Origin of the sequence: Pseudooceanicola sp., from assembly GCF_041987405.1 — a bacterium.
Classification (GTDB): domain Bacteria; phylum Pseudomonadota; class Alphaproteobacteria; order Rhodobacterales; family Rhodobacteraceae; genus Pseudooceanicola.
Map to the genome: position 1 here is coordinate 458,697 of NZ_JBHIWR010000004.1, position 16,318 is coordinate 475,014.

General features: G+C 66.2%; 18 protein-coding genes. 2 read left to right on the forward strand and 16 right to left on the reverse strand.

All coding sequences use genetic code 11. From position 1 onward, the window contains the following. Window position 1 precedes the first annotated feature (1 nt). From ACFC2Y_RS13260 to phnG, 11 genes are all read right to left on the reverse strand, one after another. A complete protein-coding gene (locus tag ACFC2Y_RS13260) occupies window positions 2–631 on the reverse strand; it encodes a TRAP transporter small permease subunit (protein WP_375172597.1) in 630 nt (209 codons plus the stop codon). A 75-nt stretch (window positions 632–706) separates the two neighbouring features. Further along, on the reverse strand, window positions 707–1,717 hold the full coding sequence (locus ACFC2Y_RS13265) for a C4-dicarboxylate TRAP transporter substrate-binding protein (RefSeq protein WP_375172596.1): 1,011 nt from the start codon (window positions 1,715–1,717) through the stop codon (window positions 707–709). 318 nt (window positions 1,718–2,035) lie between these two features. Then, entirely contained in the window at window positions 2,036–3,187 is a 1,152-nt protein-coding gene (locus ACFC2Y_RS13270; protein ID WP_375172595.1) for an alpha-D-ribose 1-methylphosphonate 5-triphosphate diphosphatase, read from the reverse strand. Then, on the reverse strand, window positions 3,184–3,738 hold the full coding sequence (gene phnN / locus ACFC2Y_RS13275) for a phosphonate metabolism protein/1,5-bisphosphokinase (PRPP-forming) PhnN (RefSeq protein WP_375172594.1): 555 nt from the start codon (window positions 3,736–3,738) through the stop codon (window positions 3,184–3,186). Before phnN ends, ACFC2Y_RS13270 begins: the two co-directional genes overlap by 4 nt. After that, window positions 3,735–4,418 carry a phosphonate C-P lyase system protein PhnL gene (gene phnL, locus ACFC2Y_RS13280; RefSeq protein ID WP_375172593.1) on the reverse strand — a complete coding sequence of 228 codons (684 nt, stop codon included), beginning with the start codon at window positions 4,416–4,418 and terminating at the stop codon, window positions 3,735–3,737. The genes phnN and phnL overlap by 4 nt, the downstream gene beginning before the upstream one ends. Before the next feature lie 127 nt (window positions 4,419–4,545). Next, window positions 4,546–5,316, reverse strand: a complete 771-nt coding sequence (phnK, locus tag ACFC2Y_RS13285; protein WP_375173712.1) for a phosphonate C-P lyase system protein PhnK — start codon at window positions 5,314–5,316, stop codon at window positions 4,546–4,548. Window positions 5,317–5,363: 47 nt separating this feature from the next. Then, entirely contained in the window at window positions 5,364–6,227 is an 864-nt protein-coding gene (locus tag ACFC2Y_RS13290; protein ID WP_375172592.1) for an alpha-D-ribose 1-methylphosphonate 5-phosphate C-P-lyase PhnJ, read from the reverse strand. A 153-nt stretch (window positions 6,228–6,380) separates the two neighbouring features. After that, window positions 6,381–6,725 (reverse strand): endonuclease domain-containing protein, encoded by a 345-nt coding sequence (locus tag ACFC2Y_RS13295; protein ID WP_375172591.1) that lies wholly within the window; start codon window positions 6,723–6,725, stop codon window positions 6,381–6,383. A gap of 179 nt (window positions 6,726–6,904) precedes the next feature. Further along, window positions 6,905–7,999: a carbon-phosphorus lyase complex subunit PhnI gene (locus tag ACFC2Y_RS13300; protein WP_375172590.1), complete on the reverse strand. Its 1,095-nt coding sequence runs from the start codon at window positions 7,997–7,999 to the stop codon at window positions 6,905–6,907. After that, window positions 7,999–8,562 carry a phosphonate C-P lyase system protein PhnH gene (gene phnH, locus ACFC2Y_RS13305; protein WP_375173711.1) on the reverse strand — a complete coding sequence of 188 codons (564 nt, stop codon included), beginning with the start codon at window positions 8,560–8,562 and terminating at the stop codon, window positions 7,999–8,001. The genes ACFC2Y_RS13300 and phnH overlap by 1 nt, the downstream gene beginning before the upstream one ends. Next, on the reverse strand, window positions 8,562–9,020 hold the full coding sequence (gene phnG / locus ACFC2Y_RS13310) for a phosphonate C-P lyase system protein PhnG (RefSeq protein ID WP_375172589.1): 459 nt from the start codon (window positions 9,018–9,020) through the stop codon (window positions 8,562–8,564). The genes phnH and phnG overlap by 1 nt, the downstream gene beginning before the upstream one ends. 95 nt (window positions 9,021–9,115) lie before the next feature. Here phnG and phnF point away from each other — a divergent pair, with 95 nt between their 5' ends. Continuing rightward, window positions 9,116–9,841 carry a phosphonate metabolism transcriptional regulator PhnF gene (gene phnF / locus ACFC2Y_RS13315; RefSeq protein ID WP_375172588.1) on the forward strand — a complete coding sequence of 242 codons (726 nt, stop codon included), beginning with the start codon at window positions 9,116–9,118 and terminating at the stop codon, window positions 9,839–9,841. 112 nt (window positions 9,842–9,953) lie between these two features. Beyond that, complete coding sequence (locus ACFC2Y_RS13320; protein WP_375172587.1) at window positions 9,954–11,135, forward strand: alpha-D-ribose 1-methylphosphonate 5-triphosphate diphosphatase; 1,182 nt, start codon at window positions 9,954–9,956, stop codon at window positions 11,133–11,135. A 217-nt stretch (window positions 11,136–11,352) separates the two neighbouring features. Here ACFC2Y_RS13320 and ACFC2Y_RS13325 read toward each other — a convergent pair whose 3' ends face one another. The 5 genes from ACFC2Y_RS13325 to phnC all read right to left on the reverse strand — a co-directional run bounded on the left by ACFC2Y_RS13325 (window position 11,353) and on the right by phnC (window position 16,088). Continuing rightward, window positions 11,353–11,970, reverse strand: coding sequence for a chloramphenicol acetyltransferase (locus ACFC2Y_RS13325; protein ID WP_375172586.1), 618 nt, complete (start codon window positions 11,968–11,970; stop codon window positions 11,353–11,355). Window positions 11,971–12,049: 79 nt separating this feature from the next. Continuing rightward, window positions 12,050–13,369: a phosphonate ABC transporter, permease protein PhnE gene (gene phnE / locus ACFC2Y_RS13330; protein ID WP_375172585.1), complete on the reverse strand. Its 1,320-nt coding sequence runs from the start codon at window positions 13,367–13,369 to the stop codon at window positions 12,050–12,052. Then, window positions 13,366–14,253, reverse strand: a complete 888-nt coding sequence (gene phnE, locus ACFC2Y_RS13335; RefSeq protein WP_375172584.1) for a phosphonate ABC transporter, permease protein PhnE — start codon at window positions 14,251–14,253, stop codon at window positions 13,366–13,368. Before phnE (ACFC2Y_RS13335) ends, phnE (ACFC2Y_RS13330) begins: the two co-directional genes overlap by 4 nt. Before the next feature lie 66 nt (window positions 14,254–14,319). Further along, window positions 14,320–15,222, reverse strand: coding sequence for a phosphonate ABC transporter substrate-binding protein (gene phnD / locus ACFC2Y_RS13340; RefSeq protein ID WP_375172583.1), 903 nt, complete (start codon window positions 15,220–15,222; stop codon window positions 14,320–14,322). Between the two features lie 56 nt (window positions 15,223–15,278). Further along, a complete protein-coding gene (gene phnC / locus ACFC2Y_RS13345) occupies window positions 15,279–16,088 on the reverse strand; it encodes a phosphonate ABC transporter ATP-binding protein (RefSeq protein ID WP_375173710.1) in 810 nt (269 codons plus the stop codon). Window positions 16,089–16,318: the final 230 nt, after the last annotated feature.

Below are 16,318 nucleotides of genomic sequence, written 5' to 3' on the forward strand. Positions count from 1 at the left end.
CCTACCTGTCGAGGGCCGAGACATGCTCGGCTTCTTCCGCCGCAAGCTCTGCGGCTGATTTCATCAGGGGCACGCCCGCGGGCTCACCCCCCTGCACGATGCCTTTGGCATAGCCCCAGAGCTGCAGCAGCAACCGCAGCCCCATCACGGAAAAGGCTACGGGCACCAATATCTTGGCCGGCCAGATCGGCAGACCGATGTCGATCGTGCTGTCCCGGCTCCAGTTCTGCGATCCCCAGTCGAAGCTGCGCTGGAAATGCGCCCAGCTGCCCCAGATGAGCAGGCCGATCAGCACCAGCGTCGCAAGGCAGGTCAGGAATTCCGCGATCCACAGTGGCCGTCCGCGCAGCCGTCCGATCAGGATGTCCATGCGGATATGCACCCCGTCCCGCTGCGCATAGGAGATCCCCATAAAGGCGATCAGCGGCATGGCCATCTGGATCCAGTCGACATAGCCCGGCAGGGGTGTGTTGAACATGTTGCGTCCGCCGACCGAAACGACCGCCAGGACCATCAGCCCCAGCACCGCCGCGCCGGAGATCAGCGCAAAGGCGCCCTCGACCCGATAGAGCCTGCGTTCGATCCGGCTGAGGACACTGCCATCCTCGAGCACCGCGGAAGAGCCTGCCATGCCAGCCCCCTGTCATAAAAGAGAAAAAGGGGCCCCGTTTGGATCGGGGCCCCAAGGATCATCCCCTGGAGGGCATCACATCCCGTGCAGTTCGTTCAGCTTGGCTTGCACCAGGTCATAGAGTTCCTGCGCCGGAAGGCCCTGCGCGGTTTTCTCTTCGATCCACTTGTCGGCGATACCCTTGGTCGCCGCGCGGAACTTGGCCAGTTCCTCGTCGGAATATTCGACCTTGGTCACGTTTTTTTCGGCCAGGATCTGGTCCCATTTGTCCAGAACGCCCTGGTAGTTCGCCAGGTAATGTTCGATCGACTCGTCGATGGAACTGTCGAGCGCCTCCTTATGCTCGGGGCTCAGCGCGTTGTAGGCGTCGGTGTTCACCACCACCGGGCAGTTCACCGTGCCGGGGTTGAGGTTGGCAGTCCACCAGTCGGCCTCGTCGATCGTGCGGTAGCTGAGGTGCGCGTGCTGCGCGAAGGCCACCGTGTCGACCACGTTGGATTCCATGGCGTTATAGGCCTCGGTCGCGGTCACGGAGGTCGGCACGGCGCCAACAGCCTTGAAGGCCTCGCCCAGACCGCCGGTGGCACGCACGCGCATCCCTTCGAAGCTGGCCAGATCGTTGCGCGGCTCGCCGGTGCCGACGATATTGTACTGCGGCATCGGCGAGGTCATCAGCAGCTTGGCATTCCAGCGCGCCAGATCTTCCTGGACCGCAGGATGCTTGTAGAGCTCGTGGCTCAGCGCCACTTCCTCCTCCAGGTTGCGCACGCCCAGGAACGGCAGTTCCAGCACGGTGATCGAGGGGTTCTTGTCCTCGTGATAACCTGCGCAGAACTGTGCCATCTCAAACGCGCCGATGGAGATGCCGTCGAGGTTCTCGGTGTTCTTCGACAGGCCGCCGTAGGAGATGTTCATGGTGAAATCGCCGCCCGTCTTTTCCGAGACGAGTTCGGCCAGTTTCTCCACATGTTCGGTGAACGCCCGGCGCTTGCCCCAGACGGAGACATTCCATTCCAGCGCGGAGACCGGTGCGGCAATGGCGATGGAGAGCGCGGCAACCGCCGCACCTTGCAGGTACTTTTTCATAATTTCCTCCCGTGGTCCGACCAGTTGTCCGGTCGGTTGATAGTGAAAAACTACAGAGGGATAGCCGAATGGCAAGCTTTTTTCCGGTCAGGTTTCGGCATCTGATGCCGCCGGACCGGCAGGTGCAGGGCGGTCAGGGTCAACGGGCCGGTTGCGACCCCGCTCCGTCATCCTCAGGCTCGATCCGAGGATCTCATGGCAAAGCGAGTCCGAGAGGCCAGAGATCCCCGGGTCGAGCCCGGGCATGACCATGTGAGGTGGGGATGACGGTGTGATGCGGAATGGCGACGCGGTCAGTGAATGACCGCTCGCCCCCCCTCACGCCACTCGCGCGCCCTGGACCCAGACGCCGTGCAGGGTCGGCACCTCGGCCACCATGCCGAAGCGGATGACATCGGCGCGGTGTCCAGGCTCCAGTACGCCACGATCCCGAAGCCCCGCCGCCCGTGCCGGGCCGGAGGTGACGGTGGCGATCCCGCGCGCCATGTCGCCCCAGATCTCGCCCAGTTGCACCGCCGCGAAAAGCAGCGCGGAGGGGACGTAATCCGACGACAGGATGTCCAGAAGGCCCAGATCCGCCAGCTCCGCCGCCGCGACATTGCCGGAATGCGAGCCGCCGCGGATCAGGTTGGGCGCGCCCATGATGACCTTGATGTTATGGGCATGGCAGGCGCGGGCGGCCTCCACCGTCGTGGGGAACTCCGCCACGCCGATCCCGTGGCCGGCCGAGGTCGCGACCTGTTCGGCGGTGGTGTCGTCATGGCTGGCCAGCACCGCGCCATAACGCCGGGCGGCCTCCACCGCGCCGGCCTCATGCGCCGCGCCTAGGCGGTCGTGCAGCCCGGTGAGGAAGTTGCAGTACTCGCCGAACCCCTCTTTCGAGAGCCCGTGCTTGCCGCAGACGTAATCCTCGAACTTGGAGATGTCGCGGAACTGTCGCTGCCCCGGCGTGTGATCCATCAGCGAGACGATCCCGACCCGGTCCGCCGCGCCGAACTCCGCCAGTTCCTCCAGCAGGGTTTCGGAACAGGTTTCGGCCCGCAGGTGCAGGTGGTGGCTGATCCGCAGAGCCCCCTTGGCGCGCATCGACAGGATCTCGTCCGCCATGGCGCGGGCATATTTGCCGTACCGCTTGTTCGTGTCCGAGACGATGGAGCCGACCCGGATCGCGTCAAACACCGTGGTGATCCCGCAGCCCGCCAACTCCCGGTCATGGGCGACAATCGCCGCGTGATGCGGCCAGTTGACCCGGGGACGCGGCTGCATGTGTCGTTCCAGGTTGTCGGTATGCAGCTCCACCAGCCCCGGGGCGATCCAGTCGCCGCCGCAGTCGATCCCCTTGGCAGGCCCCTGCCCGATCTCGGCGATCAGACCGTCGCGAAAAACCAGGTGCCCCTCGATCACGTCATCCGCCAGAACCAGCCGCGCATTGGTCAGGACGGTTTCGCCCGATTCCATCATATCCTTCATTCCGTCACCTCTTCGCGCGCCCGGAAGGCGGCCAGCACCGCGGCCACCGTCTCCTCAAGCGCCCCACTGTTGTCGATTGTCACCACCCGGTCCAGCCCTGGGGGCAATGCGTTCTCTGCCCGGGCAAGACGCCGCTCGATCTCCGCGCCATGCTCGCGCCCCCGGCCTTCCAGTCGCGCGGCCAGCACGGCAGGCGCGGCGGTCAGCGACAGGACAGCAAAGCCCGGAAACCGGTCCTGCGCCTCGCCCAGCACCGACCGCGAGAGGTTGACCATGGCCACCCGCCCCTCGGCCAGCACCGCCTCGACCTGTCGGGGGATACCATAGTGCAGACCATGCGCCTGCCAGTGCAGGGCAAAGTCGCCGGCGTCGACACGGCGGCGGAACTGGTCCTCCGTCACGCCGTCGAACGCCTCGCCCCCCGCATCCTCGGGCCGGGTGATGACCCGCCGCACCAGATGCAGCCCCGGCCAGGCCCGTGCCACAGCCCCCATGACCGTGTCCTTGCCGACGCCCGAAGGGCCGACAACGCCGATCAGCCGCCCGCTCATGCCGCCTGCGCCGGGGCAAAGCCCGTCACGTCCACCACGCGGTCGCAGACCCGGTCGCGCGCCGCCTCGTCATGGAAAATCCCGACGATGGCCGCGCCCCGCGCCTTTGCCTCCTCGACCAGGCAGAGCACGGTTTCCCGGTTCACCGCATCCAGGCTGGCGGTCGGTTCGTCCAGCAGCATCGCCGGATAGACATGGGCAAAGCCGCGCGCGATATTCACCCGCTGCTGTTCCCCGCCCGAAAAGGTCGTCGGGCTGAGCGACCAGAGCCGCTGCGGAATGTTCAGCCGCGCCAGCAGCTCCTCGGCCCGCGCGATGGCCTCTGCCCTCGGGGTGCCGACAGAAAGGAGCGGTTCCGCCACCACCTCCAGCGTCGGGACGCGCGGCACGACCCGGAGGAACTGGCTGACATAGCCAAGCGTGTGGCGCCGCAACTCCAGGATTTCGCGCGGGTTGGCGGCGGCGACATCCGTCTCGCCAACCCAGATATGACCCGAGGCGGCCAGGTAATTGCCGTAGATCATCCGCATCAGCGTGGATTTCCCCGCGCCCGAGACGCCGGTCAGGGCGACGCATTCGCCCTTGTCGACGCTCAGGTTTGCCCCGGTCATCACCGGGATCACTGCGCTGCCCTGATTGTGCAGGGTGAAAGTTTTGGACAGGTTTTCGATGCGGATCACGACGCGGTCCTTCTTCTGGTCAAAAATACTTCGAGGGGCGCCGCAGGCGCGGGGCAGAGCCCCGTGTTTCCATCCGGCAGAGCCGAGACATCGACGGCTTGCGCTGCTGTATCCGTAGCCACTACCCTCATACCCGCAACACGCTCGACACAAGCAGCTGCGTATAGCCATGCTGCGGGTCGTCCAGAACCTGGTCGGTCAGCCCGGCCTCGACCACATGCCCGCCCTTCATGACCATCAGCCGGTCGGCCAATAGCCGCACCACAGCCAAATCATGCGTCACGATCACCGCCGACAGCCCCATCTCCCGCACCAGCCCGCGCAACAGATCCAGCAGCCGCGCCTGGACGGAGACATCGAGCCCGCCCGTAGGCTCGTCCATGAAGACCAGCCGAGGCCCGGTCACCAGGTTCCGCGCGATCTGCAGCCGCTGCCGCATCCCGCCGGAAAAGGCGGAAGGCCGGTCGTCGATCCGGTCGCCGGAAATCTCCACCCGGCCCAGCCAGTCCAGCGCCGTGTCGCGGATGTCGCCATAGTTGCGCGCGCCCACGGCCATCAGCCGCTCGCCCACGTTGCCCCCGGCGGAGACATTCATCCGCAGCCCTTCATGCGCATGCTGATGCACGAAGGCCCAGTCGGTCCGCCGCAGCATCCGTCGCTCGGGCTCGGACATGGTGACCGTGTCGCGCATCCCCTCGGCGCGGGTGTCGAACAGCACCTCGCCCCGGTCCGGCGCCAACTGCCCGGCCAGACAGTTCAGCAGCGTGGTCTTCCCCGACCCGCTTTCGCCGACGATGCCCATGACCTCACCGGGCCAGAGGTCAAAGCTGACATCGGTGCAGCCGATCCGGCCACCATAGAACTTCGCCACATCGCGGACGGACAGAAGCGGGGTCATCGGGCTCTCCTTGCCGGAAACGGGGGTATCGGTCGCTGTATCATGCATCATTCCGCCGCCTCCGCCGCGAGACGCCCACGATGCCCGGCCGCCTGGCGGGTGGCGCAATAGTCGGTGTCGGAACAGACGAACATCCGCCCGCCCTGATCATCGATGATCACCTCGTCGAGATAGCTGTCCTCCGCCCCGCACATATCGCAGGGGTGATCGGCCTTGGAGGGATCGAAGGGGTGATCCTCGAAATCCAGACTGACGACCTTGGTATAGGGCGGCAGCGCATAGATCCGCTGTTCCCGCCCTGCACCGAACAGCTGGATCCCCGCCATCTCCATCTTGGGATTGTCGAACTTGGGGATCGGGGACGGGTCCATGACGTAGCGCCCCTCCACCTTCACCGGATAGGCGTAGGAGGTGGCGATATGGCCGTGGCGCGAGATGTCTTCGTAGAGCTTGACGTGCATCAGCCCGTATTCTTCCAGAGCATGCATCTTGCGGGTCTCGACCTCGGAGGGTTCAAGGAAGCGCAGAGGCTCCGGGATCGGCACCTGGTAGACGAGGATCTGATCCTCGCTCAGCGCCTCTTCGGGGATGCGGTGGCGGGTCTGGATCACCGTGGCCTCGGCGGTCTTTTCCGTCGTCGCGACCCCGGCGGTCTTTTCAAAGAACTTGCGGATGGAGACCGCGTTGGTCGTGTCATCCGCCCCCTGGTCGATCACCTTGAAGGTGTCCTCGGGCGTCAGCGTCGCCGCGCTGACCTGGACCCCGCCCGTGCCCCAGCCATAGGGCATCGGCATCTCCCGGCTGGCGAAGGGCACCTGATAGCCGGGGATCGCCAGCCCCTTGAGGATCGCCCGGCGGATCATCCGCTTGGTCTGTTCGTCGAGATAGGCGAAGTTGTAATGCTGTGTCATGGTAGGCTCAAATCCCGGAGGCTGAGAGGGCAGATATGGACAACCCGTTGTTTTTCTTCGTGATCGCGATCGTCGTGCTGATCGTGGTCGCGGTCTGGCGCAATCGCCGCAAGAAGTAGGCGCGCGCGGACCTGACGGCGTGGCGTAGGGGCGTCATCGCTGCGCCTCCTCGGCGACCCGGGCGAGCACGCCCGGCAGGTTGGTGCGAATGTCGTGGTTGGAAAGGCGCAGGGTGCGATAGCCGAGGGCCGCGAGATGTGCGTCGCGGGTGGCGTCGCGGGTGGTGGTGTGGTGGGCGCCGTCGGCCTCGAGGATGAGGCGGCGGGACGGGATCAGGAAATCGACGATATAGGGTCCGACCGGGGCCTGACGCCTGACGGACAAGCCCATGAAGCGATGCGCACGGAGGTGATACCAGAGGATTTTTTCCTCTTCGGTCATGGTCGACCGGAGGGCTTTGGCGAACTGCTTCTGCCGGGCGGACCTGAAGCCGGACATGACCCCCCCTATGGTGTTGCCCCCCTCCCTGACCCTCCCCCCGCCGGGGGGAGGGAATAGCCCGGCGGCACGAGACCAGCTAACCCCAACCGTGGTTAAGGACTCCCTAACCACACGGCGGTATTCCCCTCCCCCTACCAGGGGGAGGGCCAGGGAGGGGGTGAGGGTAGCCGCCACCCTCATTCCGCCGCCTCCCGCCGCTCACCTTCCATCGCCTCGCGCCGCAGCTTCCGGATCAGCTCCAGCTCCGACTGGAAGTCCACGTAATGCGGCAGCTTGATATGCTCCAGAAAGCCCGTCGCCTGGATGTTGTCCGAGTGATAGAGCACGAATTCCTCGTCCTGCGCGGGCACGCCGACGTTGTCCTCGCCCAGCTCTTCCCACCTCAGCGCGCGGTCTACCAGCGCCATGGAAATCGCCTTCCGCTCCGTCTGACCAAAGACCAGACCGTAGCCCCGCGTGAACTGCGGCGGCTCGCTTTTCGAGCCGACGAACTGGTTCACAGTCTCGCATTCCGTCAGCACCACCTCGCCGATCTCGACGGAGAAGCCCAGTTCCAACACCTCCATCTCGACCGCCACGGTCCCGATCCGCAGCTCGCCCACAAAGGGATGGTTGCGCCCGTAACCGCGCTGCGTCGAATAGGCCATGCCCAGAACGAACCCCTCGTCCCCACGGGTCAGCGCCTGCAGCCGCAAAGGACGGCCCGCAGGCAGTTCCAGCGGCTCGCGCGTCAGGTCGCGTGGCGTGTCCTCCGCGGGCGCATGTTCCTCCTGGATCAGCCCCTCGCGGTTCAGAAACTCCGTCACATGCGGCACCTCTGCCGCCTGCGGTTCGGCCTCTGCCGCCGCGGCGGGTTCCAGCCCCTCGGCCGCCAGGGCGAAATCCAAAAGGCGGTGCGTATAGTCGAAGGTCGGGCCCAGCACCTGCCCCCCCGGCGCGTCCTTGAAGGTCGCGGAAATCCGCCGGTCGCAGGCCATGGCGCCCGTGTCCACCGGTTCCGAATAGCCGAAGCGCGGCAGGGTCGTGCGATAGGCGCGGATCAGGAAGATCGCCTCGATCAGATCGCCCCGCGCCTGCTTGATCGCCAGCGCGGCCAGGTCGGGATCGTAGAGCGACCCCTCCGCCATCACCCGGTTCACGGCCAGGGAAAGCTGTTCCCGGATCTGCGGCACCGACAGTTCCGCCACCGAAAGATCGCCGCGCCGTTCCTCGGCCAGCCATTGATGCGCATTGTCGATGGCCCGTTCGCCACCTTTCACCGCCACATACATCAGGACACCTTTGTCGTTCGGGGCAGCGCGGCCAGCGACCGCCCGTAAGTGAAGAAGAAATCCAGCCCGAGCGGGAAGAGCGCCGCATTGCGGGCAAAGGCCATCTGCTCGGGTAGCGACAGCGCGGAGGTCTCGCGGATGCCAGGGCCGCGCAGGGTCGCACCGCAGGGCGTCAGCTCTGCCATCTCCACGATCAGAGTGGCGGAGCGGTCGGGGTATTCCGGCGTGCCGATGGCGAAGTCATCGAGCGGCGAAAGCGCCTCCCATGTCCCCAAGGCAAAGACCGCCTGACCAGCCCCGACCAGCGGTGCGCCGGTGTGAAAGGTGATCCAGCCGCGGATATCGTCCCGGTCATGCGCGCCCGCCAGATGCACTGGCGTTTCGGGATCGCAGAGTGTCAGCAGCAGGGCCGCCGCCGCCTCCGACAGGGGCGCGGGGCCGGTCCCGCCCGAGATCGCCTCGATCCGACCGGGGCGGGCCATCGCCTGCATCGCGGCGCGGAAGGCATGGGCCGATCCGACCGGCGCATCCGCGAAACCGCCCTCCAGCATCTCTGTCTGCATCATCCCTCTCCCCGCACCATCGTGAAGAAATCCACCTTGGTCGCCGCGGCCTTGGCCGCCCGCGCCCGGGCCTTTTCGCCTGCCGCCGCCTCCAGCGGGTCGAGCACCTGGGCGCGCACCGCCCCGGCCTCCGCCCCCTGCATCAGCGCATCGCAAAGCGCGGCCACCTCGGCCTTGCGCCGGTCGCGCCCCTGCACCACCGCGTGGCCAACCCGGCCATCCGCCAGCTTCAGCGCACAGCGTGTCACCGTCATCTCGCCCAGGTTGAAAGCCGCGCCGGTCGCCCCGGCCCGTCCGCGCAGCATGACACCGCCGGTCTCCGGCGCGCGCAGCCAGGTGAACTCCTGCGCCAGATCCACCGCATCGAAGGCCGTCAGCAGCGCCTCCGCCGGGGCCTTGGCCATCAGGCTCATCCAGCCCCTGCGGTCGGCCTGTGAAGTTTCTGAGAGATCTTTCATGCGACACCTTGCGATGTTGTCTATATAACTATACAACTAGACAAACACTACCGCGTCAGGACCCAGACACACAAGCCCCGGATGGTGAAACTTTCATGACAGGCAAACGCACGCCGCTCTGGCAGCACATCTCCTCCAGCCTTTCCGACGACATTGCCGCCGGGCGCTATCAGCCCGGGGACAAACTGCCGACCGAGGCACAATTGGCGGCCCGTTTCGCGGTCAACCGCCATACCGTGCGCCATGCGCTGAAGGATCTGTCGGATCAGGGGATGGTCCTGTCGCGGCGCGGCGCGGGGGTCTTTGTGACCCAGGCGCCGACCGACTATCCGCTTGGCCGCCGGGTCCGGTTCCACAAGAACATCCAGGCCGCCGGCCGCCTGCCCGCCCGCCGTATCCTGACCCGCGAAACCCGCGCTGGCGATGCGGAGGAAACCACTGCCCTCGCCCTGCCGCCTGGCGCGATGATCCATGTGATCGAGGGGCTCTCCTTCGCCGACGAAACCCCCATGGCCTACTTCCGCTCGATCTTTCCGGTGGACCGTCTGCCCGGCATCGCCGCCGCGCTGGAACAGACGAACTCCGTCACCCGGGCCCTCGCGACCTGTGGCGTGCCGGACTACACCCGCACCTCGACCCGGATCACCGCGACCCGAGCCACGCCCTCGCATGCGCTGCACCTGCGCTGCCGCGAATCCGATCCGCTGCTCTACACACGGTCGTTGAGTGTCGACCCGGACGGCGCGCCCGTGGAATTCGGCAACACCTGGTATCCGGCCGACCGCGTCACACTCACCCTCGATCATGAGGAAATGGCCTGACGCACCCGGCGTCGGCGACGCCCTGTCACGTCACACCAACGATACAAATCCAGGCTATGATCCCCGCAGCCGATACGAGCAGACAATCACGCCAGACCCCCGGACGCAGACCATGCCGACCGCCCTTCCAGCCCTGCGCTTCACCGGCGCGACGATCCTTAGGGACGGCGAGATGCAGTCCCGTTCCCTGGCGATTGCCGACGGGCGGATCACCCGCGGCCCCCTGCCCGAGGTCGACCTCGGCGGCTATCTGATCCTGCCCGGGATTATCGACCTGCACGGCGATGCCTTTGAACGCCACACCGCGCCGCGCCCCTCGGCCCCCTTCCCGCCCGAGGTCGGCCTGCGTGCCACGGATCGCGAGGCCGCGGCCAACGGCATCACCACCGCCTGGCTCGCCCAGAGCTGGAGCTGGGAGGGCGGCAAACGCGGCCCCGATTACGCCCTCGCCATGATGCGCGCGCTGGAGGACTACCGCCCCCAGGCCCTGACCGACCTGCGCCTGCAAATCCGCTGCGAGACGCATACGGTGGACACCGCCGACCGGCTGCTGGAGGCCGTGGCGCGCTATGGCATCGACTATGTCGTCTTCAACAACCACCTCGACCAGGCCGACTACATGGCGGCGCATCGCCCGGACGAGATGCTGGGCTGGGCCAAATCCGCCGGGCGCAGCGTGCACGAGCATCTGGCCGTGATCCGCAAGGCGCATGAGCAGAAGACCCAGGTGCCGCGCTACCTCTGCCGCCTGGCGGATCGCTTTGACGAACTAGGCGTGATCTACGGCTCGCACGACGACCCCGATGGCGAGACGCGCGAGACCTATTCGATGATCGGCGCCAAGATCTGCGAATTCCCAACCTCACGCTCCGCCGCCGCCCTGTCCCGCGCCGTGGGCGATCCGGTCCTGATGGGCGCGCCCAACATGGTGCGCGGCGGGTCGCAGTCCGGCAATATCGCCGCCGAGGATCTGATCCGCATGGGCCTGTGCGACGCGCTGGTGTCGGACTATTACTACCCCGCTTTGCACCTCGCCGCCTTCCGCCTGGCCGATCTGGGCATCATGCCGCTGCCGCAGGCCTGGGCGATGATCTCCGAAACGCCCGCGCGCATCCTGCGCCTGCCCGACCGCGGCCACCTGACCCCGGGCCGCCGCGCCGATCTGGTGATCGTCAACGAGGAGACGCGGGCCATCGAGGCGACGATATGCGGCGGCCGGATCACCCATCTGGCGGGCGAGGCCGCGCATCGGTTCGCCTGGGCCGGCATGTCGCCTATGATGGCGGCGGAGTAGCGCGCCCCGGTTATGACATGTCCCGGCCTTGCGCCGGGACCTAGCCAGAACCAAATGTTCGGACCCGTCCCGGCCTTGCGCCGGGACCTAGATCGCAAATTGGGGCGGGGTCCCGGCGCGAGGCCGGGACTTGCAAGGCGCAATCGGGATCGGGGTCCCGGCGCGGGGGCCGGGACAGCATGTAGGGTGCGTGCTCGTACGCACCGCCACGCGCGCCTTACCCTCCGTATCTCTCCAGAAACGCCTCTGCCGACAGCGCCCGGAAATCCTCCAGCGCCGCGCGCAGGCGGGCGTGATCCCAGTCCCACCACGCCAGGGCGATCAGCCGCTCTGCAATCGCCTCGGGCTGGCGTCGCCGCATCACCTTGGCGGGCGTGCCCGCGACAATCGTATAGGGCGCGACATTCCGGGTGACGATGGCGCCGGAGGCTACGACCGCCCCGTCCCCGACCGTCACCTCGGGCTTGATCATGCAGTTGTGCCCCAGCCAGGTGTCATGCCCGATCCGCGCCCGGCGCGCGCGGCGATGTTCGAAGAAGGCGGCGTCGTCCTCCGCATCCTCCCAGTAATCGGCGGAGCGGTAGAGGAAATGATGGCAGGCCGCCGTGTCCAGCGGATGATCCGTCGCGCCGATCCGGGTGTAGCTGGCGATATTGGCGAATTTGCCGATGCTCGCATTGGCGATGTCGGCGAAGCGGTCGCAGTAGGAGTAATCGCCGAACTCGGAATAGGCGATGCGGCTGCCCTGCCCGATCTCGACATAGGCGCCGAAGGTGCTGTCGGTAATGGAACAGGCGTCGTGAATTACGGGCTGGGTGGCGGACAGTCTGGTCATGGCATCTGCTTTTGAAACGGAGGAGCCGGAGGCGGTCGATGGCGCCTCCGGCGGGAGTATTTGGGGAAGGATGAAGGGATCAGTGCCCGCTGTCATCCGCCGCGATCAGCTTGCGCCGCAGCCAGCCGGAGAACCAGTCCATGGCGAAGACCATGAGCACCACAAGGATGATGTAGTAGGACACCTCCTCCCAGTCCTTCTGGGTGATCATCGCCTGGGTCAGCAGCAGGCCGATGCCGCCGCCGGTGATCGCCCCGATGACCGTGGCCGAACGGGTGTTGCTTTCGAAAAAGTAGAGCACCTGCGACAGCAGCACCGGCGTCACCTGCGGGATCACCCCGAAGCGATAACGCTGCACCGGTTTCGCCCCGGTCGACTGCAGCCCCTCGATCTGTTTGCCGTCGACGTTTTCCAGCGCCTCGGAGAACATCTTGCCGAAGCTGCCGGTGTCGGTGACGAGGATCGCCAGCGCGCCGGTCAGCGGGCCGGGACCGAAGGCGCGCGCCAGCACGATGGTCCAGATCAGCGCATCCACCCCCCGGAAGAAATCGAAAAGGCGGCGGAAGGCCTGGCGCACCACCATGAGAGGCGTGAAGTTCTTGGCCGCCAGGAAGGCCAGCGGCAGGGCGACAATGGCCGCCCCGAAGGTGCCGAGGAAAGCCATCAGAACCGTTTCGAACAGCGCCCAGGCGACGGAGGCATGCATCCACATCGGATTGTACCAAAAGTCATGCCAGATCGCCCCCGCCTCGCCGTTCAAGGCGCGCGAGATCACCTCGGTCAGGCCCAGCCCGTGATAGGGGCTGTCGAGGGTGAAGAAGAAGAGCTCCCACCCCGTGCTGTAGCGGAAGACCTCGGTCTTGTTGCGGGTGATGGACATCCGCCCCTCGTCCGTGGTGATCGCCACCCGGTTCTTCGACGCATTGATCCAGTCCGGCAGGTCGCCTGGCGGAAAGCTGGCCTGCGCGCCCTGACGGCCCGGACGTGCGGTGACGAGGCCGTAGCCCGGGATGTCATACGACACCTCCTCCGGCCCGAAGGTCACCACGCCGCCGCGCGGCAGGGTGATCACCGTCGTCTCGCCAAGCGTCACCCAGTCGGGGGACTGCCCCTCGGGATAGGCGCCCTTGCGTTCGCCCTCCACCGCGATGGAGACCTCGGCCGAGCGGTTGTCGCGCATCACGTGGGTCTTGTAGCTGTAGGCGTCGCGCACCAGCGTCTTGCCGTTCTCCGGATTGGCCGAGGCGATGAGGCCCGGCACGTCGAAGGCGAAGAAGGCATAGACCAGGTAGGCCAGCACGATCAGCGGCATCCCGAAGGACATCATCCGCTTGCGGCGAAAGAGGGCGTCGGCCTGATCTTTCAGGCTCATCTCGCCCGGATTGGCGGTCATGGTCATGCGAGCATCTCCGAACGGCGGCCATGGGTCAGCAGGTCGCGGAAGTAGGATGAGATCTGGTCAACGGCGACGATGGTGGCGAAGAGCATCAGGAAGATCGCGGCGCTTTCGTCGTATTTGCCCTGCCCCCAGGACATGGCGTTCTTGAGCTCATACCCGATCCCGCCCGCGCCGACGAAACCGAGGATGGCGGAGGCGCGGATATTGATCTCGAACCGCAGCAGCGCATAGCTGAGGTAGTTCGGCGCCACCTGCGGAACGACCCCCAGCACCATCTTCTGCGTCCAGGTCGACCCGACGGAGGCCAGCCCCTCCACCGGTTTGAGCGAGGCGTTTTCATTCACCTCGGAGAAGAGCTTGCCAAGCGCGCCTGTGGTGTGGAAGGCAATCGCGATCATCGCGGGCACCGGGCCGCCGCCAAGGACGAAGATCAGAACCAGGGCGATGACGATCTCTGGCACGGCGCGCATCACGTCCATGATCCGGCGGAACACCGGGATCAGCGCGGGCCAGCGCGCCATGCCCCGGGTCGAGAGCATCGACAGCACCGCCCCGCCAAGCGCACCCACGAGGGTCGACACGGCGGCGATGTTCAGCGTTTCGATCAGCGCGGGGAAATATTTCACCACATGGCCCGGCAGCTCTGTCACCTTTTCCGACGCCTCGCCGATCACGGAGGCGGGAAAATCGAAGATCCGGTGCAGCCCCTCCCAGAACCCGCCCGCATTGCGGTCGTCCGCCAGCATGAAGCCCGAAGCCATGAGGGCCACGAAGACGGCCAGCAGGATGCCGGAATAAAGGCGTTTGCGACGCGTCAGCGCCATATAGTCGTCGCGGATGCCGGGTTGGCCCGGGCCGGACGTCGGGCCGGTGAGGTCTGTCATGTCGGAAAGGCCTTTGAAAGAGGTCGGGCGGGCCCGATGAAGGACCCGCCCGGTATCATGTCACGATCAGTTGGACTTCGACTTGCGGGCCGCGACGATCGAGGTGTAGGCGTCGTGGGTCACCGGACGGAAGCCCAGGGAGTCCCCGGCGGAGATGTTGTAGGTGCACTCCTTGTCCATCTCGTACATGCCGGCGACCAGGTCGGTCATCTTGGTCTTGACCTCCTGCGGCAGCGCCTTGCGCAGGACGATCGGGCCTTCGGGGATTTCCTTGGAGCGCCAGATCTCAACCAGGTCGTTCATGTCGACGAGGCCCGCGTCAACCGCCTTGCGCAGCGCGCCGGAGTTGAAACCATCTTCCCAGGCGCCCTGGCCGTCGGCCCAGGTTACGCCGCCGTCGACATCGCCGTTGTTGACCGCGACGATGGTCTGCTCGTGACCGCCGGTAAAGACGACCTCGCCGAAGTAGTCGCCGTTCTCCATGGTCGCGCCGGTCTGCTGCGGGATCTCGATGGAGGGGATCAGGTAACCGGAGGTGGAGTTCGGGTCACCGAAGCCGAACTTCTTGCCCTGCATGTCTTCCAGCGACGCGATGCCGGCGTCCTTGCGGGCGAAGCCGATGGAGTAGTAGCCGATGGAGCCGTCGAGGTTCACCTTGACCAGCACCGGCTCGACCGCTTCGGGGTCTTCGAGGTAGGTCTTGGCATAGCCGGAGGCGCCCAGCCAGGCCATGTCGATCGTGCCGCCGAGCAGGCCCTGGATCACGCCGTCGTAGTCGGCGGGCGCAAACAGCTTGGCTTCGACGCCGAGCGCTTCTTCGGTGTAGGTCTTCAGGCACTCGTGGTTGGTCAGCCGGTCCTGGGCGTTTTCACCGCCGAGGATCCCGATGCGGAACTCGGTGATGTCCTGCGCCATTGCGGGCGTGATCAGGGCGGTGGTTGCCAGTGCGGCGGCGATCAGTTTTTTCATCTGGTATCTCCCATGGTATAAGCCCCGCGCGGCAGCTCCGGCGGGGCAGATGAAACTCAGGCGGGTTGCACGGCGCGCGCGACACGGTCGAGCGATCCGATTTCGGTCGAGGTCGCCTCTTCGGAGAAGGAGGCGTCCGCACCGTAGATATCCCGTGCGGCCCCGGTGGTGAGTTGCTCCGGCGTGCCGTCAAAGACGATCCGGCCGTGCAGCATCCCGATCACCCGGTCGCAATAGCGACGCGCGGTGTCGAGGGTGTGAAGGTTGGCGATGACGGTGCGCCCGTCTTCCTCGTGAATGCGGCGCAGGGCGTCCATCACGATCTGCGCGTTCATCGGGTCGAGCGAGGCGATCGGCTCATCCGCGAGAATGATCTTGGGGTCCTGCATCAGGGCGCGCGCGATGGCGACACGCTGCTGCTGGCCGCCCGAGAGTGCCTCGGCCCGTTTTGGTGCATGTTCGGCGATGCCCAGACGGTCCAGGATGTCGATGGCGCGGTGGATGTCCGCGGTCGGGTAGAGGTTGAAGAGCGTCGCCAGGGTGGAGCGTTTGTTCAGCGTCCCGTGCAGCACGTTCGACACCACATCCATGCGCGGCACCAGGTTGAACTGCTGAAAGATCATCGCGCATTCGGCCTGCCAGGCCCGCTTGTCCGCACCGCGCAATGCGGTGACCTCGCGCCCCTGGAAATGCACCGCGCCGGAGGTATGGTCCGTCAGCCGGTTGAGCATTCTCAGCAGCGTGGATTTCCCCGCGCCCGAACGGCCGATGATGCCGATCATCATCGGGCGGTCCACCTCTATCGTCGCCGCATCCACGGCGGTATTCGCGCCAAATTTCTTGGTCAGTCGCTCAATGCGCAGCACGGTCATCCCCCGGTCTTGTTGCCCCGGGTGCTAGAGGCGGCGCGCTAAGGAATTGTATCGGTTTGGCGAAACTTTTGTGACTGTCGGTTTGGGTGGGGTTTTGGGAGGTTGGAGGGGAGTGGCGTGCTGAGGGTTTGGGCGGTTGAGGGGGGCGACCGGCGCATGGCGGCAGGGCGATCCAACCGCGCATCCTGGCCCGGGGCTCAAACCTTAGATTTGATCACTCGCCC